This window comes from Variovorax pasteuri (assembly GCF_051216435.1).
Lineage (GTDB): Bacteria > Pseudomonadota > Gammaproteobacteria > Burkholderiales > Burkholderiaceae_C > Variovorax.
In genome coordinates, this window is record NZ_JBPJZS010000003.1 from 101384 (window position 1) to 120103 (window position 18720).

An 18720-nucleotide genomic window follows, 5' to 3' on the forward strand; every position below is an offset into this window, starting at 1 on the left:
ATTTGCCACCGCAAGGCCATTCTTTATATAATCGAGGGCTTCGCAGCGTTTTTGTAGCCCCGCGGCGAAGTCTCCCGAACCGTTTTGCGGTGCGGGGTTCACCCACCTAAGAGATTCCCATCAGAGGAACGCCGACCGTGGAAAAGGGCTCGCCAAACCCTCTTTTCAAGAGAAAAACTCATGACCAAAACGTTCAGCGCCAAGCCCGCTGACGTGACGCACGAGTGGTTTGTGATTGACGCGACCGACAAGGTCCTCGGACGAGTAGCCAGCGAAGTTGCTCTCCGTTTGCGCGGCAAACACAAGGCCATTTACACGCCTCACGTCGATACCGGTGACTTCATCGTCATCATCAACGCCGCGCAACTGCGCGTCACCGGCGCCAAGTCGATCGACAAGGTGTACTACCGTCACTCGGGCTACCCGGGCGGCATCAGTGCCACCAACTTCCGCGACATGCAATCCAAGTTCCCGGGCCGTGCCCTGGAAAAGGCCGTCAAGGGCATGCTGCCCAAGGGTCCGCTTGGCTACGCGATGATCAAGAAACTCAAGGTCTACGGTGGCGCAGAGCACCCGCATACCGCCCAACAGCCCAAAGTGCTGGAACTGTAAGGAGCCTTGAGAATGATTGGTGAATGGAACAATGGCACCGGCCGTCGCAAATCCAGCGTCGCCCGCGTGTTTCTGAAAAAAGGCACCGGCAAGATCACGGTCAACGGCAAGGACATCCAAGAGTTCTTCGGCCGTGAAACCTCGATCATGATCGCCAAGCAGCCCCTGGCGCTGACCAACAACCTCGAAGCTTTCGACGTGATGGTCAACGTGAACGGCGGCGGCGAATCGGGTCAAGCCGGCGCCACGCGCCACGGCATCACCCGTGCGCTGATCGACTACGACGCAACGCTCAAGCCCGTGCTGAGCCAAGCCGGCTTCGTGACGCGCGATGCGCGTGAAGTCGAACGTAAGAAGGTCGGTCTGCACTCCGCCCGTCGTCGCAAGCAGTTCAGCAAGCGCTGATCTGTTCACTGCGAACACAAAGCCGCCCTCGGGCGGCTTTTTCAATGCAAGGGCCGTCCTCGAGCAGCTTTTTCAATGCAAGGGCCGCCTTCGGGCGGCTTTTTCGTTGCCATCGACGCATCCGACCCCACTTGCGTTGGGGTGCACGCCACACCCCGCCTGCCGAAATTGCGGCATTGCAGTAGCATTGGTTCCATTGGCCGCTTGTTCGGCCCCAAGGAGTTATCACCCCATGAGCGCCGTAGCCGAAAACATCCAGACCCAGATGCCAGAGCCCATCGTCTTCACCGACAGTGCGGCAGCCAAGGTGGCCGACCTGATCGCCGAAGAAGGCAACCCCGACCTCAAGCTGCGCGTGTTCGTGCAGGGTGGCGGCTGCTCCGGCTTCCAGTACGGTTTCACGTTCGACGAAATCACGAACGAAGACGACACCACCATGACCAAGAACGGCGTGTCGCTGCTGATCGACGCCATGAGCTACCAGTACCTGGTGGGTGCCGAGATCGACTACAAGGAAGACCTGCAAGGCGCCCAGTTCGTCATCAAGAACCCGAACGCCACCAGCACCTGCGGCTGCGGATCGAGCTTCTCGGCCTGATGCCCGGATGCTGCTGACCCAGCCTCCCCAGAAAGCCGCCTCCGGGCGGCTTTTTCGTTCCCGCTTCTTTTCTCCGCTTTTCTCCGCTTGCCCATGACCTCCGAGGCTGAAACCGCCCCCGCGCCTGTAGATCCCGTGCGCAAGAGCCTGCTGTGGCTCGTCGCCGTCGGCTTCTTCATGCAGACGCTGGACGCCACCATCATCAACACGGCGCTGCCGGCCATGGCCGCGAGCCTGGGCGAGAGCCCGCTGCGCATGCAGTCGGTGGTGGTGGCCTATGCGCTCACCATGGCGATGCTGATTCCCGCCTCGGGCTGGATCGCCGACCGCTTCGGCACGCGGCGCATCTTCTTCTGCGCCATCGTGCTGTTCGCCGCCGGCTCGGTGCTGTGCGCGTTGTCGCACGGCCTGGGCCAACTGGTGGCCGCGCGCGTGGTGCAGGGCCTGGGCGGCGCGCTGCTGCTGCCCGTGGGGCGCCTGGCGCTGCTGCGCACGGTGCCGCGCGGGGAGTTCCTCCAGGCCATGAGTTTCGTGGCCATTCCGGGCCTCATAGGCCCCTTGCTGGGCCCCACGCTGGGCGGCTGGCTGGTGCAGTACGCCTCCTGGCACTGGATCTTCCTGATCAACGTGCCCGTGGGGCTGCTGGGTTGCCTTGCCACGCTCAAGTACATGCCCGACCTGCGCGGCGCGGTGCAGAAGCGCTTCGACAGCGTCGGCTACGCCATGCTGGCCTTCGGCATGGTGGCGATCTCGCTGGCGCTGGACGGCGTCTCCGAGCTGGGCCTGCGCCAGGGCGGGGTGATGGTGGTGCTGATCTTCGGCTTCGCCAGCATCGCAGGCTATTGGCTGCGCGCCTCGCGCACGCCCGAGCCGCTGTTCGCACCGTCGCTGTTCCATGTGCAGACGCTCAGCATCGGGCTCATCGGCAACCTGTTCTCGCGCCTGGGCAGCAGCTGCATGCCGTTCCTGGTGCCGCTGCTGCTGCAGGTGTCGATGGGCTACTCGCCGGTGCGCGCCGGGCTGATGATGCTGCCGATCGCGCTGGCCGGCATGGCCATGAAGCGCTTCGCCACGCCGCTGATCACGCGCCACGGCTACCGCCGCGTGCTGGTGGTCAACACCATCCTCGTGGGCTGCACCATGGCCAGCTTCGGCCTGACGGCGCCGGGCCAGCCGATGGCGCTGCACGTGCTGCAGCTGCTGGCGTTCGGCGCAGTCAATTCGCTGCAGTTCACCGCCATGAACACCATCACGCTGAAGGACCTGGACGGCAGCATGGCCAGCAGCGGCAACAGCCTGCTGTCGATGGTGCAGATGCTGGCCATGAGCCTGGGCGTGGCCGCCGCGGGTGCGACCCTGGCGGGCTACAACGGCATCTTCGGCTCCGACTCTGCGGCGCACACGCTGGACGCCTTCCAGGCAACCTTCGCGAGCATGGGGCTGATCACGGTGGCCTCGGCGTTGATCTTCTGGCACCTGCCGTCGGAATCGCGGGCGGCGCACCCGGCGCAGCCGGAGGTGTCCGGCCAGGGCTGAAGCAAGCGGATTCAGGCGGGGTAGATCGCGCCCAGCACCCGCGCGCCGCGCGCGCCCGTCACGCTGGCGAGGTTGCCCGGCTCGCGCCGAACTGCGGCGCGCGCCAGCCAGGCAAAGGCCGCGGCCTCGACCTGCTGGGGCGGCAGGCCGTGGTCGGTCGACGCCACCACGTCCACGCCGGGCAGCAGCGCGCGCAGGCGGCCGAGCAGGTGGTCGTTCAGTGCGCCGCCGCCGCAGACGATCAGCAGCTTGCTCTCTTTTCCGTAGCGCAACAGGTCCGCTGCACAAGCCTGAGCGGTCAATTCAGCCAGCGTCGCCTGCACATCGGCGGGGGCCACCGCCGTGGTGCCGAGCTGTGCGGCCAGCCAGGTCGGGTTGAACAGGTCGCGCCCGGTGCTCTTGGGCGGTGCCTTGGCGAAGTACGCGTCGGCCAGCAGCAGCGCAAGCAGCTCGGGCAGCACCTGTCCGCTGGCCGCCCACTGGCCGCCGCGGTCGAAAGGCTGGCCCTGGTAGGTCTGGCACCAGTGGTCCATCAGCGCATTGCCCGGGCCGCAGTCGAAGCCGCGCACGAGGGCGCCGTCGGGTGCGTTGGCGGCCGGCAGCAGGCTCAGGTTGGAGATGCCGCCGATGTTCAGCACCGCGACGCTCTCGTCCGGGCGGGCGAACAGGGCGCGGTGAAATGCCGGCACCAGCGGCGCGCCCTGGCCGCCGGCGGCGAGGTCGCGGCTGCGGAAGTCGCCGACCACGTCGATGCCCGTCAGTTCGGCCAGCAGGGAGGGGTTGTTCAGCTGAACCGTATAGCCCACCTCGTCGAACTCGAGCGGCCGGTGGCGCACGGTCTGGCCGTGCGCGCCGATGGCGGTGATCGCCCCGGCGGCGATGCCGCTGTCCGCCAGCAGCTGCTGGACCACGCCGGCATAGGCACTGGCCAGCGCGTTGCCGGCCAGTGCCGCGCGGTGCAGTTCGTTGTCGCCGGGCGTATTCAGCGCCATCAGTTCCGCGCGCAGTGCGACGGGAAACCCGGCCGTGGCGTAGGCCTGTACCGCGATGCGGCCGCCGGAGAAGTCGGCGAGCACGCCGTCCACGCCGTCGAGCGAGGTGCCCGACATCAGGCCGATGAAAAGGTCGGCAGCCATGCGTGGGTCGGTGTTGAAAAAACTCAGTCGGCGCTGGCCTGGATGACGGAGAAAGCCGCCGCCAGCTCGGTGCGCGCACCCACGGCGATGCGCTCAAAGGCCGGACGCAACGCCGCGGTGATCGGCGCGCCGCCTTCCTGCGCGATGGAAGCCGGGTCCTGGTAGACGCCGCCCACGCGGAATTCGAAGTGCAGGTGCGGGCCGGTGGCCCAGCCCGTGGAACCCACCGCGCCGATGGCCTGGCCCTGGCTGATGCTCTGGCCGGCCTTGACGTCGATGCGGCTCAGGTGCGCATACGCCGTCTGCTGGTTGTTGCGGTGGTTGATGATGATGATGTTGCCGTAGCCGTTCTGCGTGCCCGCAAAGTCGACCGTGCCGTCGCCGACCGAACGCACCGAGGTGCCCGTGGGCGCCGCGTAGTCGATGCCGTTGTGCTGGCGCCAGCTGTTCAGGATCGGGTGCATGCGCATCGCGAAACCGCTGGACACGCGCGAGAACTCGACCGGCGTCGCCAGGTAGGCCTTGCGCAGGCTGTCGCCGTTCGGGCGGTAGTAGCTGCCCTTCTGGTTGGCGCCCGGGGGCTGGAACCAGACGGCTTGGTGGATCTTGCCGTTGTTCTCGAACTCGGCCGAGAGCACGCGGCCGCTGCGCAGCGCCTGCCCGTCGGCTTCGAAGGTCTCGTAGACCACGGCAAAGCGGTCGCCCTTGCGCAGGGCGCGCACGTCGACGTCGCCCGCGAAGATGTCGGCCAGCTGGCTCGCCACCGCATCGGGAATGCGCGAGTCGTCGGTGGCGGCGAACAGCGAGGTGCGGATGGTGCCGCTGGCCAGGCGCGTGCCGGGGGTCAGCGCGTCGCGCTCGGTCACGCCGGCGAAGCCGGTGGGCGTGCGCTCGATGACGAAGCGCTTGAAGCCGCCGTCGCCGTCGGGAATCCAGCGGGCGCTGAGCTTCTTGAGCTGGTTTTCCTGCGTGGCCTCGGCCGTCACCGTGCGGCCGGCGCGCGAGAACAGGGCGTTGCGCGCGTCGGCGCTGCCGCGCACGAAGGCGGTGGCGGCGGGGTCGGCGATGCCCAGGCGCTTCAGCAGGGCCTCGGCCGTGTCGCTCGAGCGGGTGACGTCGGTGCGGAACAGCGTGAAGCTGAAGTTTTCCAGCGACGCGCTTTGGTCGGCGAACGACACGGGTGCCGTCGCTTCGAGGATCTGTTTCACCGGGAGGTCGGACGCGTCCGGGCCGAGCGATGCCACCGCAAGCGTACCGGCGCTCAGCAGGGCGGCCGCGATGACCGCGGTGATCTGCTTGGGGTACGTCCGGAAGGTATAGGCCACGCGAGAAGCAAAGAGCTCCTCGGCGGCAAGAATGCCGTTGATCAAACTTTGAATTCCAGCTCAGGTTCTGCAAAACCGTGCAGCAAGGCCCAGTACGTTCAGGGCGGCAGCAGACGGTGCGGAAGAAGCGCCGCTTAGAATTCGGCGCTTGAAAAGTCGGGCTGAGTATAGCTTCGGCACCCCCAAAGTCAGCTAAAAAAGCCCATGAACGCCGAATCTGTTACATCCAATACCCTCTCAAATAGTGTAGGACGCGCGCTCGAAATATCCCTCCGGGGCGCTGACGAGCTCCTGCCGCAGGACGAGTGGGTGCGCAAGCTGCAGCGCTCGGAAGCCACCGGAACCCCCCTGCGCATCAAGCTGGGGCTGGACCCGACGGCGCCCGACATCCACATCGGCCACACGGTGGTGCTCAACAAGATGCGGCAGTTGCAAGACCTGGGCCACCGGGTGATCTTCCTGATCGGCGACTTCACCAGCACCATCGGAGACCCCTCCGGGCGCAACAACACGCGCCCGCCGCTGACCCGCGAGCAGATCGAGGCCAACGCCCAGACGTACTACAAGCAGGCCAGCCTGGTGCTGGACCCCGAGAAGACCGAGATCCGCTACAACTCCGAGTGGAGCGATCCGCTGGGCGCCCGCGGCATGATCCAGCTGGCCGCCAAGTACACGGTGGCCCGCATGATGGAGCGCGACGACTTCAACAAGCGCTTCAAGGCCGGCCAGTCGATCTCGGTGCACGAATTCCTCTACCCGCTGATGCAGGGCTACGACTCGGTGGCGCTCAAGAGCGACCTCGAACTGGGCGGCACGGACCAGAAGTTCAACCTGCTGGTCGGGCGCCATCTCCAGCAGGAATACGGCCAGGAGCCGCAGTGCATACTGACTATGCCGCTGCTGGAAGGCCTCGACGGCGTCGAGAAGATGTCCAAGAGCAAGAACAACTACATCGGCATCAGCGAAGACGCCAACACCATGTTCGCCAAGGTGCTGTCGATTTCCGACGACCTGATGTGGCGCTGGTACACGCTGCTGAGCTTCCAGTCGCTGGAGCAGATCGCGGCGCTGAAGGCCGAGATCGCGGGCGGGCGCAACCCGAAGGACGCCAAGGTGGCGCTGGCCAAGGAAATCACCGCGCGCTTCCACAGCGCGGCGGCGGCCGAGACGGCCGAGCAGGATTTCATCAACCGAAGCAAGGGCGGCGTTCCGGACGAGATTGCCGAGGTGTCGCTGTCGGGCGCCCCGCTGGGCATCGCCCAGCTGCTGAAGCAGGCCAACCTGGCGTCTTCGGCGGGTGACGGCAACCGCCTGATCGAAGGCGGCGGCGTCCGGGTCGATTCGGTGGTGGTCAGCGACAAGGCGCTGAAGCTGCCGGCCGGCAGCTACGTGGTGCAGGTCGGCAAGCGCAAGTTCGCGCGCGTGACGCTGAGCTGACCCGCGCGGTCGAACGACCGGTCAACGCACCTCGATGGTGACGCGCCGGTTGCGCGGCTCGTCCACCTCGTCGGCGGTCGGCACGGCCAGTTCGCGTTCACCGCGCCCCACGGCCTCGATGCGGTTGGCCGGGAACTGGCGTTCGATGAAGAGCTGGGCCACTTCCTGTGCCCGGCGGCGAGAGAGCAGGTCGTTCTGTTCGCCGTTGCCTTTGGTGTCGGTGTGGCCCGTGACCACGATGTCGCTGCCGCTGCGCGCCAGCGCCGCGGCCATCGCCTCGGTCATGACCTGCTGCGACGCGGCCGTCAGCGTGGTGCCCCCGAGCTCGAAGTACACGGTGTAGCGCTGCGGAAGGGGCGGGCGCATGTCGAACAGCGGCTTGTTGTCGGCCTGGAGCTTGGCTGGATCGACCTGGTCGACGACCGGGGCGCCACGTGCACCCACGGCAGCCGTGGCGCGCTGGTAGGGGGTGGAGAGCGTTTCCTCCCCTTCCTTGGCGCGCACCACCACGGCGGAGGGCTTGCCGTCGGCCTGGGGCAGCAGCACCACCCGGGTACCGGGCGTGGAGCAGGCGGCCAGCAGCAGGGCCATCAGCGCGGCTGCGAGCAGGGATGCGCCGCGAAATTTCAGGGATATCGTCTTCATGGCTGGCCGTCCGCCTGCACGATGAAGTCGGTGCCTCGAATGCCGATGGTGGCCGTCTGCGTCTCGACCCGCACCGCGTCGGGGTTGGTCTTGCCGATCAGGCCCGTGATCATGCGCATCGAGCCGCGCAGCAGCGACAGCAGCATGCCGCCTTCGTGCGTCGTGGCGTCGAAGTGGAACTCCTTCAGGTCCAGCCGCGACGACGGGCCAACCACCAGCGTGGTGTCGTCGCGCAGCACCACCGACGCCGAGGAGTCGGGGCCGGTCACGATGCGGTCGACGGCGCCGATGGGGTCGCCCGGGCTGGCGGCGCGCGTGGCGCCCGAACCGCTGAGCAGTTGCACGTTGCCGCGCACGGACTTCACGAAGCCCGCCTGGAGGTCTGCCTTCGCAGCGGCCGGCACGGGGGCGGCTGGCGTCGGTGTCTGGGCTTGGGCCAGCGCCGCCGAGCCGACAATGGCGAGGCCGCACAAGGCGGGCAGGAAGTTTTTCATCATCTGAAGCTGGTTCCTTTGCGAAAGAATGTGTCGCAATAGTCAGAAATATTAGAGCGAAGGCGTTACATATGGACACGGCGCCAATAATTCAGCCGGCTCCTGCGGCCTTTTACCGCTTTTCGCGTGGCGTATTGCCCAATTTCCCGATGGATTTCGCATGACGTTCTCACCCAAGGCGCTGCTTCGTGTATCCGTGGCCGTCGCGCTGCTCACCATTCTGCTCAAGGGCTACGCAGGCTACCTTACCAATTCGATGGGCCTCATCTCCGACGCGATGGAGTCCTTCGTCAACCTGGCCAGCGCCATGTTCGCGCTGGCCATGGTGACCATCGCGGAGCGCCCCGCCGACGACGACCATCCCTACGGCCACCACAAGGCCGAGTACTTCTCCTCGGGCTTCGAAGGCATCCTGATCGTGGGCGCCGCCATCGCGATCCTCTGGGTCTCGGTGCAGCGCCTGCTGGCCCCGCAGCCGCTCGAGCAGGTGGGCTTGGGCCTGGCACTGTCGGTGGTCAGCTCGGGCTTCAACGCGGGGCTGGCCTACGTGCTGTTCCGCGCGGCACGCGTGCACCGTTCGATCGCGCTGGAGGCCGACGGGCGCCACCTCATGACCGACGTCTGGACCTCCGCCGCGGTGGTGGTCGGCATCGTCGGCGTGCAGCTCAGCGGCTGGCTCTGGCTCGACCCGCTGCTGGCCATCGGCGTGGCGCTGAACATCGTGCGCGAGGGCGTCAAGCTGGTCTGGCGCTCTTCGCAAGGCCTGATGGACGAAGCCCTCGACCCCGAGACCCTCGCCACCGTGCGCGCCACGCTGGACACCTTCGTCGCCCGTGTGCCCGAGGGCCCGCAACTGCGCTTCGACGACATGGTGACCCGCAGCGCCGGCCAGCGCCGCTTTGCCGACCTGCACATGCACGTGCCCGGCGATTGGACCCTGCTGCACGCCGCCCACATGCGCGACCAACTCGAACAAGCCCTGATGGACGCCGTGCCCGGCCTGCGCGTCACCATCCAGCTCCTGCCACTCACCATGGAAGCCCGCGCCACCCAGGCCGGGGAACATCACCCTTCATGAAAGCTGTTCTGCAACGCGTATCGAACGCACGCGTCGACATTGCCGGGCGCACCGTCGGTGCCATCGACGTGGGCCTGCTCGTGCTGCTGTGCGCCGAGCGCGGCGACACCGACGCGCTGGCCGACCGCATGCTCGCCAAGATCCTCAAGCTGCGCATCTTTTCCGACGACGCCGGCAAGATGAACCGCAGCGTGCAGGACATCGGCGGCGGCCTGCTGGTGGTGAGCCAGTTCACGCTGGCGGCAGACGTGAGCGGCGGCAACCGCCCCAGCTTCACCCAGGCCGCGCCGCCCGACGAAGGCCGCAGGCTCTACGACTATTTCGTGGCGCAGGCGCGCGCCGCGCACCCGGTGGTGGCCACCGGCGAGTTCGGCGCCGACATGCAGGTGCACCTGCTCAACGACGGCCCCGTCACCATCCCGCTGCAGATGACGGCGTAGCTGTCGATTTACTTGCCGTACGGGCTGCGAATGCCCATTTCCGCGAGGATCTCGATCTCGTAGGCTTCCATCTCGTCGGCGTCGGCCTCGCTGGTCTCGTGGTCCCAGCCCTGCGCATGCAGGGTGCCGTGCACCAGCAGGTGGGCGTAGTGGTGGGCCAGGGTCTTGCGGTTTTCCTTCGCCTCGCGCGCCACCACCGGCGCGCACAGCACCAGGTCGGCCATCACCAGCGGGCTTTGCGCGTAGTCGAAGGTGAGCACGTTGGTCGCGTAGTCCTTGCCGCGAAACTCGCGGTTCAGGCGCTGGCCTTCGTCGGCATCGACGATGCGCACGGTGATCTCGCCGTCGATGTCCAGCGCATGGCGAATCCAGCGCGTCACGCTGTGGCGCGGCAGGGCGACGCGGTGGCGCTCCACGCCCTTGAAACGGCCGAACTGCAGCGACAGCGACAGCGCCGGAAGCCTGGATGCCGCCATCTCAGTGGACCCCCGTCCGCTTGCGCTGGCCGTCGTAGGCGTCCACGATCTTCGCCACCAGCGGATGCCGCACCACGTCCGCGCTCGTGAAGTGGGTGATGGCGATGCCGCTCACCCGCTTGAGCACGCGCTCCGCATCGATCAGCCCGCTCAGCTGCTGCTTGGGCAGGTCGATCTGGCTCACGTCGCCGGTCACCACTGCGCGCGCGCCGAAGCCGATGCGCGTGAGGAACATCTTCATCTGCTCGGGCGTGGTGTTCTGCGCCTCGTCGAGGATCACGAAGGCGTTGTTCAGCGTGCGCCCGCGCATGAAGGCCAGCGGGGCAATTTCGAGTGCGTTGCGCTCGAAGGCCTTCTGCACCTTCTCGTGGCCCATCAGGTCATACAGCGCGTCGTACAGCGGGCGCAGGTACGGGTCGATCTTCTGCGTCAGGTCGCCCGGCAGGAAGCCCAGGCGTTCGCCCGCTTCCACCGCCGGGCGCGTCAGCACGATGCGCTGCACCGACGCCCGCTCCAGCGCATCGACCGCGCAGGCCACCGCCAGGTAGGTCTTGCCGGTGCCGGCCGGACCGATGCCGAAGGTGATGTCGTGCTTGGCGATGTTGTCGAGGTAGAGCGCCTGCGTGGGCGTGCGCGCGCGCAGGTCGGCGCGGCGGGTGACCAGCATGGCCGCGTCGTCGTCGCCCTCGGTCATCGAACCGTCGCCCGCCAGCGTGAGCTGCACCACGGCCGGGTCGATCGTGCGCTGGGCTATTTCGTAGAGCGCCTGCAGCACGTCCATGGCGCGCCGCGCCGTGGCCTTGGGGCCGTCGACCTTGAACTGCTCGTGGCGGTGGGCGATCTTCACGCCCAGGGCTTCCTCGATGCGGCGCAGGTGCGCGTCCAACGGTCCGCACAGGTGGCCGAGGCGCGCGTTGTTCAGGGGGGTAAAGGTGTGTCGCAGAATCACTCGATATCCATTTCCATCTATTTGGCAGACCTATGCAAGACCAGCCGTGCTCGAAAAAACGCAATCCAGCGCGGGCAACACTGCGGAACCGGCTTTGCCGGGCCGCCGGTGTTGCCCCCTCTAGGGGGGAGGCGGCTACACGAAGTGAGCAAGCAACGGGGGTGGGCCGATGATAGGCAAACTCACCGGCATCCTCGCCGAACGCAATCCACCGCAGGTGGTGGTCGACTGCAACGGGGTCGGCTACGAGGTCGACGTGCCCATGAGCACGTTCTACAACCTGCCCAGCCTCGGCGCGAAGGTGTCGCTGCTCACCCACTTCGTCGTGCGCGAGGACGCGCAGATTCTCTACGGCTTCGGCAGCGCCGAGGAGCGGGCGGCCTTTCGCCAGCTCATCAAGATCACCGGCGTGGGCCCGCGCATGGCGCTCGGGGTGCTCTCGGGCATGAGCGTGGGTGAGCTGGCGCAGGCCATCACGCTGCAGGAGCTGGGCCGGCTGGTGAAGATTCCGGGCATCGGCAAGAAGACCGCCGAGCGCCTGCTGCTCGAACTCAAGGGCAAGCTGGGCGCCGACATCGGCATGCCCGCGCATGCGGCCTCCGACGCGCAGGCCGACATCCTGCAGGCGCTGGTCGCTCTGGGCTACAGCGACAAGGAAGCCGCGCTGGCGCTGAAGGCGCTGCCGAAGGACGCGAGCGTGAGCGACGGCATCAAGATGGCGCTGAAGGCGCTGGCGAAGTGAACCTTCGCGGGGCGTGGTCGCGCGTGGAAGCGCTGCGCCACGAGTCGGTGCGCAGCGACGAACTGCTGCTGCGCGCGGCCCAGATCGGCTGCGTGCCGATTCTCCTGGCCTACGGGTGCGCGGGCCTCGTGTACGGCAACCTGCCGATGTTCACGCCGTTCGGCCTCATCGACATGCCGGGCGCCTGCGCATGGCTCACTGCCGCCATGGCCTTTGCGCTGGCGATCTTCGCCGCCGACTGGCTGGTGCGTGGCGAGCTGGCGGTGGCACCGCCGCCGGTCACGGTCGTGACGCGGGTCTGGCGGCCGGGGAGCTTGCCGTCGCCCGCGTTGCCGCCGCATGTCTTTCTGCAGCCCCGCTCGTCCGTGTTGCGCATCGCCTGCCTGGGCGTCGCGGCCGTGGCTTGCGCGTCCGCGCTGGTGGGGCGCGCCACGCTCGCGCTGGGCTGGCAGGCCTTTGCACGGCCGGGCGGCATCGCGCCGCAGGCCGAATGGCCGCTCTTTCCGCTGCAATGGGCCTGGCCCTGGCTGCTGCCGCTGACGCGCCGGCCCGTGGTGCTCGGCCTGCTCGGCGTGGGCGCGGTGCTGCTGGCCGCGGCCTATCTGATGAACTGGCGCAAGGTGCGCGGCGCGTGGTTCCCGTTTTTCACCGTGCTGCCGATGCTGGTGACGCTGAACTTCCTGGGCGACGCGGGCTTCGACTACGCCGCTGCACGGGGCTTGGGCGGGCTGGACGAGCCTGAGCTGGTGCGCGCCCTGGCCCAGTACCCGGGGCGTTACAACGTCTTCACGTTCCTCAGCCTTTGGGGTGCCATCGGCTTCGGCACCGTCGGCATGATCCTGGGCTTCTGGTTCGGCCGGTCGCGGGTCATGGACGAGGACTGACCGGTCATTCGAGCGGTTTCATCGCATTGCCGCGGGCACCCGAGGGCGCTCAGGGATGGATCTTCTCGCCCCTGGCCAGCATCTCGACGAACTTCCCGATGCGGCGCGCGCGGGTCTCGGGCTTCTTCGCACCTTGCGTGCGGAACAGCACCGCGAAGCGGTTGCGCGCGTCGAGTGCGGCGAAGAACTGCGCAGCCTTGCGGTTGGCGTCCAGTGCGGCCTGCAGGTCGGGCGGCACGGTGGCCGTGCGGCTGGCCTCGTAGGCCGCTTCCCAGCGGCCATCGGCCTGCGCGCGTTCCACCTCGGCCAGCCCGGCCGGTTGCATGCGGCCTTCCTCGATGAGCCTGAGCGCCTTGTCGCGGTTGATCTGCGACCAGGTGCTGCGCTTGGTGCGCGGCGTGAAGCGCTGCAGGAAGTACGTGTCGTCGTCGCTCTTGCGCTGCCCGTCAATCCAGCCGTGGCACAGCGCCTCCTCCAGCGCCTGCGGATGGTCGATGGAGGCCACGCCGGAGCCCTTCTTCGCCATGCGCAGCCACACGCCGGCGGCGCTCGCATGGTGCTTGCCTAGCCATCGCTTCCATGCGGCGACGTTGGCGCACTCGACCGGGTCGTCGTGCGCCACGCGCGCCGCCGGGCTCACGGCACCCACCAATAGCGCAGCGCGTGAAAGTAGATAGGCGCCGCGAAGATCACCGAGTCCAGCCGGTCGAGCATGCCGCCGTGGCCCTCGATCATCGAACCCCAGTCCTTCACGCCGCGATCGCGCTTGATGGCCGACATCACGAGCCCGCCGAAGAAGCCCATCAGGCAGATGGTCAGCGCCATCAGCGCGGCCTGCCACGGGTTGAAAGGCGTGGCCCAGTACAGCGCCGCGCCCAGCGCGGTGGCGCTCGCCACGCCGCCGACCAGGCCTTCCCAGGTCTTGGAGGGCGACAGCTCGGGCGCCACCTTGCGCTTGCCGAACAGCTTGCCCCACACGTACTGCAGCACGTCGCTGCCCTGCACCACGATGACGAGGAATGCGATCAGCAGCAGGTTGCGGCCCTCGAAGCCCGGAATCTGCAGCGTGAGCAGCGCAGGCACGTGGCTGATGCAGAACACGCACACCATCAGCCCCCACTGGATCTTGGAGGTGCGCTCCAGAAAGCGCTGCGTGTCGCCGCCCACGGCTGCCAGGATGGGCAGGATCAGGAAGGCGTAGACCGGGATGTAGATCGAATACAGCCCGTACCAGTCGATCCAGATCAGGAAGTACTGGCCCGGCAGCGCCACGAAGAAGGCCAGCGCGATCGCCCCGTGGTCGCCGCGCCGCGTGTAGGCCAGGCTGATGAACTCGCGCAGCGCGTAGAAAGAAATCAGATAGAACAGCACGATCACGCCGCCCTTGCCGAAGGCGAACGCCAGCCCGATGACCGCCACCATCACCCACCACGCGTTGACGCGCGAGTTGAGGTTGTCGATGACCGAGTGCGGCTGGCCGTGCGCCACGCGCCACTTCAGCACCGCGCCGATGGCCGAGGCCAGCACCAGCACGCCGAAGACGCCGCCGAAGAGCTTGAGCGTGGTCAGCGCGAAGGGAGAGAGGTCGATCATGGCGCGGTCCCACCGTTCTGGCTGTTGTGGCCGTTCGTGTCCGGCCGGTCGTATTCGGGGCGCATGTCGAGCATGGCGGCGCGCGCGCGGGCCAGGAACGACACCTTGTCCTCGCCCTCGGCCAGCGTGATCGGCGCGCCGAAGCGCACCGTGCAGGCCAGCGGAATCGGCACCAGCACGCCCTTGGGCAGCACGCGCTTGAGGTTCTCGATCCACACCGGCACCAGCCGCACGTGGGGGCAGGCGCGCGCCAGGTGGAAGAGCCCGCTCTTCAGCGGCAGCAGGATGTCGTCGCCCGTGTTGCGCGTGCCCTCGGGAAACATGATGAGCGAGTCGCCGCCCTCCAGCGCCTCCTTCATCTGGTCGACCGGGTTGCCGCCCTGGCCCGATCCGTCGCGACGGATCATCAGTGCGTTGAACACGTCGCGGCCGATGAAGTTGCGCAGCTTCGAGGCCTCCCAGTAGTCCTGCCCCGCGACCGGCCGCGTGAGCGCGCGCAGGTCGGGCGGCAGCGTGGCCCACAGCAGCACGAAGTCGCCGTGGCTGGTGTGGTTGGCGAAGTACAGCGTCTGCTCGGCCTTGGGGCTCGTGCCAGACCAGATGGCGCGCACGCCGGTCAGCAGCCCGGCCGCGCCGATGATGAGCTTGCCCGCCACGATGGCGAGCCCGCGCCGCAGCACGGTGCTCTGCGGCTTGTCGTCGTTCTTGTTGTTGTCGTCGGTCAAGAGAGGTCCTGTGTCATCAAGGCGAGGAGAAACATGGCGCTCTGGCAGGCGACCACGATGCCGTGGCGCTGCAGGAGCTGGCGGGTGCCCTGCACGCGCGCGTCGAGCGGGCGTGTGGCTTGCTGGGGTGCCGGTTCGCGCAGCCCCAGGGAAGAGAGCGCCTTGTCGAGCGCGTCCAGCGAGGTGACGGTGCTGCGCGCGAGCCCGTCGAACAGCGCCTCGTCGAAGCGCAGGCGAAAGGCGAAATAGCGCTCCAGCGCACCCAGGACCACGACCGCGCCGAAAGCCATGGCCGAGGTGCTCGACAGCGAGCGCAGCGTCAACGCGAGCACCAGCGCCGCGATGCAGCTGAGCGCGAAGCCCCACAGGGCCAGCAGCGCCGCGGCGCGCAGCAGGCCGGCCAGTGCGGCGCAGGTGGTGCGTTCGGTGTCAGTCATGGCGCGGAACCTCCGGCAGTTTCGAAAGAGGCTCCAGCGAGGCCAGCCATGCGCCGCGCAGCACGATCTGCGGTCGTGCGCGGCGCACGGCGGCTTCGGCCTGCGCCACACCGCCGGCCGCGCCGTAGCGCCCCAGCCAGGCGATCGCCGCCGCCGCGCTGCGCGAAAAGCCGAGCGCGCAGCAGACCCACACCGGCGCACCGTCGGCGTTGCGGCGCTGGCCCTCGATGACGGCCGCCGCGCGATGCAGCCGCACCGTCGGCGGCACCGTCAGGTCGAGCAGCGGCACGCAGCGCGCATGCGGCACGCCGGCCGGCACCTGCAGTTCGGCGCACAGGCTCACCAGCCGGGGCTGGCCGGCGGCCAGCCATTCGGCGCGCGTCGGCCGGCGGCCCAGCCGCAGGCCCGGCACCACCTCGACCGAGGCCGGCAGCTTGCGGGTCCACAGCCGGGCGTTGATGGCCGCACCGAGCCGGTAGGGCGCGAACAGCCAGCGCGCCGCCCAGCCCATGCGGCCGTGCCCGTCCATCTGGAAGCCGCGCGCGCCGAAGCCGATGTAGTTGAGCGCCACCAGCGCCAGCGATGCGGCCGGCCAGCACAGCCACAGCGCGATGCCGCCGCCGTACAGCGCGGCCGCCAGGCACAGCGCCGCACCTGCCGCATAGAGCCCCGCCAGCTTCCAGCGCCGGGCGTCGTGCGTGCGCTGCCAGGCGCGCGGCATCGACACCACGCGCTCCAGCGGCCACAGCCACACGCAGAACAGGCCGAGCAGCGCGCCGGTCGGGATGTCGATGAAGTGGTGCTGCCACGTCGTGAGCACCGACGCGCAGATGGCGAAGGCCCACACATGAAGCACCAGCCGCGCCCACAGCGGCCCGATGAACTGCCGGTACCAGTCCCACAGGATCACGGCCAGCGCAATGTGCAGCGAGGGCGCCTGGTTGAACGGCTGGTCGAAGCCGCGCAGCGCGTTGAACAGGAAGGCCGGCGCGCCCTCGACCGGCGGTTGCCCGAAGCTGAAGTGCAGCGGCCACGCGATGAAGCAGGTGCAGGCCACGAGCGTGGCCGTGACCAGCCGCAGCGCATGCCGGTCGAGCGTGTGCCGGCTGCGCGCCAGGAACAGCGACAGCGCGTAGAAGACGTTGATCGTCCAGTACGGAAAGATCGTCCACGGCCAGAACGGCACGTGCCGCTCCCAGTCGAAGGCCATCGACGGCACATTCGCGCGCGTGGTGGCCCACCAGTTGGCGAAGCCGTAGGTCGCGTAGAACAGCGGCCCGAGGAACACCAGCCATGCGGCGGCGCGCTTCCAGGGGCGCTGTGCCAGCCAGGCGCTCATCGGAAAGCCTCCGTGCTGCGCACTGCGGCGCGAGCTTGCTTGGGGCGGCCCGGCGCGGCGCTCATCGCCCGGTGCGCACCGCCAGGGAGACCGTGAAGATGCCCCACTCGTCGACCCGCTGGTCGATCTTGCGGAAGCCCGCTTCTTCCACCAGCTGGTCCATCTCGACCTGGGTGCGGCGGCGCATCACCCAGGCCTCGCCCTGGCGGTGGCTGGTGAGGGCGCGCGCGATCATTTCCAGCTGCGGATGCCACGGCTGCCCGGTGTACACGAGGTAGCCGCGGTCTTCCACCGCGTCGCCCACGCCCGCGAGCGAGCGGCGCACCATCTCGTTGTCGGGGAACAGCTCGTACAGGCCCGACACCACGGCCAGCGTGGGCCGCGGCATGACGCTGGCCAGACTGATGCGGTCGAAGGCGTCGGCCTGCACGAACTGCGCAACGTCTTCCAGGCCCTTCTCGGCGATGAGCGCGCGGCCGTCGCGCACGTTGATGTCGCTGTAGTCCCGCAGCAGGATCGAGGCGGCCTTCACCGGGCTGGCCAGCACCGCGTCGAGCACGTAGCGGCCGTGGCCGGCGGCGATGTCCATCACGCGCACCTCGCGGTGCATTTCGGCCAGGCGTTCCATGGCGATGCGCAGCAGCTCCTCGACGTGGATCTTGCGCTGGCGGATGCCGCGCCAGCCGATGGAGTTCAGGTAGGTGTTGTCGATGGAGCGGCCGATGGCCGAGCTGCCCCTGGGCTGGTTGCGGTACACGTAGTCGAGCGTGCTGCCCGAGTCGAAGCCGGTGTCGTGCCCCAGCTTGATGCCTTCGGACATCGTGCCGCCCAGCTTCAGGCTGGCGCGCGTCACGGCCCAGTAGGCGCCGCGTGGCGACAGCGTCGACAGCGGCTCGGCCAGCGCGCGCGACTCGTCGGCGGTGTCGCCGCTCAGGTGGGCCTCGCGGCGGTCGACCGGCACGGCCGGTTCGTCGAAACGCTGCAGGATGAATTCGCGGATCTGCGCCACGGCGCTCGCGCGGTCTTTCTCGCCGAGGGTGTCGTGGAAGAAGCCCGGCAGTTCGGTCTTGGTCTTCACCGCGCTGCCCAGCCGCTCGAAGAACCGGTGCTGCGGCTTGTGGTGCACCACCCAGTCGGCACCCGAAATCAGCAGTTGCACCGGCAGGGTGATGGCGTTGGCGTCGGCCACCACGCGGTCGGCCGCTTCGTACAGGCCCAGCAGGATGTTGACGGCGATGGGCCGCGAGATGAGCGGATCGCTCTCGTAGCTCGCGATGCGCGCGGGGTCGTGCGTGAGGAACTTGGCCTTCACGTAGCTGTTGACGAAGAACAGGCCGCGCAGCTTGTGCATCAGCCCGAGCCCTGCGCGCGCGAAGGGCACGTACAGCTTCACCTTGAAGGCCGGCGAGGCCAGCGTGAGGCCGCGCACCTTGGGGGCGTAGTCGTGCGCCCAGGTGGCGATCAGCACCGCGCCCACGCTCTGCGCGACCACGTGCATGTCCTGCTCGGGCACGCCGTGCGTGGCGGCGATGTGCTGCACGAAGGTCTGCACGTCGCGCACCGAGGTGCCGAAGCTCGGGCTGTAGCCGCGCTGGCCGGGCGAGCGGCCGTGGCCGCGGGCATCCCAGGCGTAGAAGTCGAAGTCGGGCAGGTCCAGCTCGTCGACCAGGTGCGCCATGCGCGCGCCGTGCTCATGGCCGCGGTGGAACAGCAGGATGGCGCCGCGGCGCGTGGCGCCGGTGGCGGGCCATCGGCGGTAGAACAGCGATTCGCCGTCGTGTGTCTGGAACTGGCGTTCCTCGGGAACGCGTGAAGTGATGTCTGTCATTGAACCCCTGTGAATTTTTTATTGGTTTGTGCCGGATGGCG

At 68.2% G+C, this 18720-nt stretch carries 20 protein-coding genes and 1 pseudogene; 9 read left to right on the forward strand and 12 right to left on the reverse strand.

Annotated elements, in window-relative coordinates; translation table 11 throughout:
- Positions 1-180 precede the first annotated feature (180 nt).
- From rplM to mdtD, 4 genes and pseudogenes are all read left to right on the forward strand, one after another.
- Entirely contained in the window at positions 181-612 is a 432-nt protein-coding gene (gene rplM, locus ACSFBM_RS13945) for a 50S ribosomal protein L13 (RefSeq protein ID WP_013543664.1), read from the forward strand.
- 12 nt (positions 613-624) lie between these two features.
- On the forward strand, positions 625-1017 hold the full coding sequence (rpsI, locus tag ACSFBM_RS13950) for a 30S ribosomal protein S9 (RefSeq protein WP_007827948.1): 393 nt from the start codon (positions 625-627) through the stop codon (positions 1015-1017).
- Positions 1018-1249: 232 nt separating this feature from the next.
- Entirely contained in the window at positions 1250-1615 is a 366-nt protein-coding gene (gene erpA, locus ACSFBM_RS13955) for an iron-sulfur cluster insertion protein ErpA (RefSeq protein WP_007827949.1), read from the forward strand.
- A gap of 57 nt (positions 1616-1672) precedes the next feature.
- Positions 1673-3151 (forward strand): annotated as a pseudogene (gene mdtD, locus ACSFBM_RS13960) (multidrug transporter subunit MdtD); the annotation flags it as partial.
- Between the two features lie 11 nt (positions 3152-3162).
- Here the strand turns inward: mdtD and ACSFBM_RS13965 are convergent.
- Together ACSFBM_RS13965 and ACSFBM_RS13970 are read right to left on the reverse strand one after the other, a co-directional pair.
- The gene (locus ACSFBM_RS13965) at positions 3163-4287 is read right to left on the reverse strand and encodes an anhydro-N-acetylmuramic acid kinase (protein ID WP_435484879.1); all 1125 of its coding nucleotides are present in this window, start codon (positions 4285-4287) and stop codon (positions 3163-3165) included.
- A gap of 23 nt (positions 4288-4310) precedes the next feature.
- The gene (locus ACSFBM_RS13970) at positions 4311-5657 is read right to left on the reverse strand and encodes a M23 family metallopeptidase (RefSeq protein WP_435484880.1); all 1347 of its coding nucleotides are present in this window, start codon (positions 5655-5657) and stop codon (positions 4311-4313) included.
- Positions 5658-5816: 159 nt separating this feature from the next.
- Here ACSFBM_RS13970 and tyrS point away from each other — a divergent pair, with 159 nt between their 5' ends.
- Entirely contained in the window at positions 5817-7049 is a 1233-nt protein-coding gene (gene tyrS / locus ACSFBM_RS13975) for a tyrosine--tRNA ligase (RefSeq protein WP_435484881.1), read from the forward strand.
- Between the two features lie 21 nt (positions 7050-7070).
- Here the strand turns inward: tyrS and ACSFBM_RS13980 are convergent, their stop codons facing one another.
- Positions 7071-7694: an OmpA family protein gene (locus tag ACSFBM_RS13980; protein WP_435484882.1), complete on the reverse strand. Its 624-nt coding sequence runs from the start codon at positions 7692-7694 to the stop codon at positions 7071-7073.
- A complete protein-coding gene (locus ACSFBM_RS13985; protein ID WP_435484883.1) occupies positions 7691-8191 on the reverse strand; it encodes a FecR family protein in 501 nt (166 codons plus the stop codon). The genes ACSFBM_RS13980 and ACSFBM_RS13985 overlap by 4 nt, the downstream gene beginning before the upstream one ends.
- A gap of 157 nt (positions 8192-8348) precedes the next feature.
- Between ACSFBM_RS13985 and ACSFBM_RS13990 the strand changes: the two genes are divergently transcribed.
- Entirely contained in the window at positions 8349-9266 is a 918-nt protein-coding gene (locus ACSFBM_RS13990) for a cation diffusion facilitator family transporter (RefSeq protein WP_435484884.1), read from the forward strand.
- Positions 9263-9706 carry a D-aminoacyl-tRNA deacylase gene (dtd, locus tag ACSFBM_RS13995; RefSeq protein WP_435484885.1) on the forward strand — a complete coding sequence of 148 codons (444 nt, stop codon included), beginning with the start codon at positions 9263-9265 and terminating at the stop codon, positions 9704-9706. The genes ACSFBM_RS13990 and dtd overlap by 4 nt, the downstream gene beginning before the upstream one ends.
- An 8-nt stretch (positions 9707-9714) precedes the next feature.
- Here dtd and ybeY read toward each other — a convergent pair whose 3' ends face one another.
- Positions 9715-10182 (reverse strand): rRNA maturation RNase YbeY, encoded by a 468-nt coding sequence (gene ybeY / locus ACSFBM_RS14000; protein ID WP_435436805.1) that lies wholly within the window; start codon positions 10180-10182, stop codon positions 9715-9717.
- A 1-nt stretch (position 10183) separates the two neighbouring features.
- Positions 10184-11131, reverse strand: a complete 948-nt coding sequence (locus ACSFBM_RS14005) for a PhoH family protein (protein ID WP_435484886.1) — start codon at positions 11129-11131, stop codon at positions 10184-10186.
- 169 nt (positions 11132-11300) lie between these two features.
- Here ACSFBM_RS14005 and ruvA point away from each other — a divergent pair, with 169 nt between their 5' ends.
- Positions 11301-11873 (forward strand): Holliday junction branch migration protein RuvA, encoded by a 573-nt coding sequence (gene ruvA / locus ACSFBM_RS14010; protein ID WP_435484887.1) that lies wholly within the window; start codon positions 11301-11303, stop codon positions 11871-11873.
- Positions 11870-12757 (forward strand): hypothetical protein, encoded by an 888-nt coding sequence (locus tag ACSFBM_RS14015; RefSeq protein ID WP_435484888.1) that lies wholly within the window; start codon positions 11870-11872, stop codon positions 12755-12757. The genes ruvA and ACSFBM_RS14015 overlap by 4 nt, the downstream gene beginning before the upstream one ends.
- A 49-nt stretch (positions 12758-12806) precedes the next feature.
- Here ACSFBM_RS14015 and ACSFBM_RS14020 read toward each other — a convergent pair whose 3' ends face one another.
- The 6 genes from ACSFBM_RS14020 to ACSFBM_RS14045 all read right to left on the reverse strand — a co-directional run bounded on the left by ACSFBM_RS14020 (position 12807) and on the right by ACSFBM_RS14045 (position 18679).
- Positions 12807-13397: a YdeI/OmpD-associated family protein gene (locus tag ACSFBM_RS14020; RefSeq protein WP_435484889.1), complete on the reverse strand. Its 591-nt coding sequence runs from the start codon at positions 13395-13397 to the stop codon at positions 12807-12809.
- Entirely contained in the window at positions 13394-14350 is a 957-nt protein-coding gene (locus ACSFBM_RS14025) for a phosphatidate cytidylyltransferase (RefSeq protein WP_435436815.1), read from the reverse strand. Before ACSFBM_RS14025 ends, ACSFBM_RS14020 begins: the two co-directional genes overlap by 4 nt.
- Complete coding sequence (locus ACSFBM_RS14030; protein WP_435484890.1) at positions 14347-15075, reverse strand: lysophospholipid acyltransferase family protein; 729 nt, start codon at positions 15073-15075, stop codon at positions 14347-14349. Before ACSFBM_RS14030 ends, ACSFBM_RS14025 begins: the two co-directional genes overlap by 4 nt.
- Complete coding sequence (locus tag ACSFBM_RS14035) at positions 15072-15512, reverse strand: hypothetical protein (RefSeq protein ID WP_435484891.1); 441 nt, start codon at positions 15510-15512, stop codon at positions 15072-15074. The genes ACSFBM_RS14030 and ACSFBM_RS14035 overlap by 4 nt, the downstream gene beginning before the upstream one ends.
- Positions 15505-16851, reverse strand: coding sequence for a phosphatase PAP2/dual specificity phosphatase family protein (locus ACSFBM_RS14040; protein ID WP_435484892.1), 1347 nt, complete (start codon positions 16849-16851; stop codon positions 15505-15507). Before ACSFBM_RS14040 ends, ACSFBM_RS14035 begins: the two co-directional genes overlap by 8 nt.
- Positions 16852-16912: 61 nt before the next feature.
- On the reverse strand, positions 16913-18679 hold the full coding sequence (locus ACSFBM_RS14045) for a bifunctional alpha/beta hydrolase/class I SAM-dependent methyltransferase (protein WP_435484893.1): 1767 nt from the start codon (positions 18677-18679) through the stop codon (positions 16913-16915).
- Positions 18680-18720: the final 41 nt, after the last annotated feature.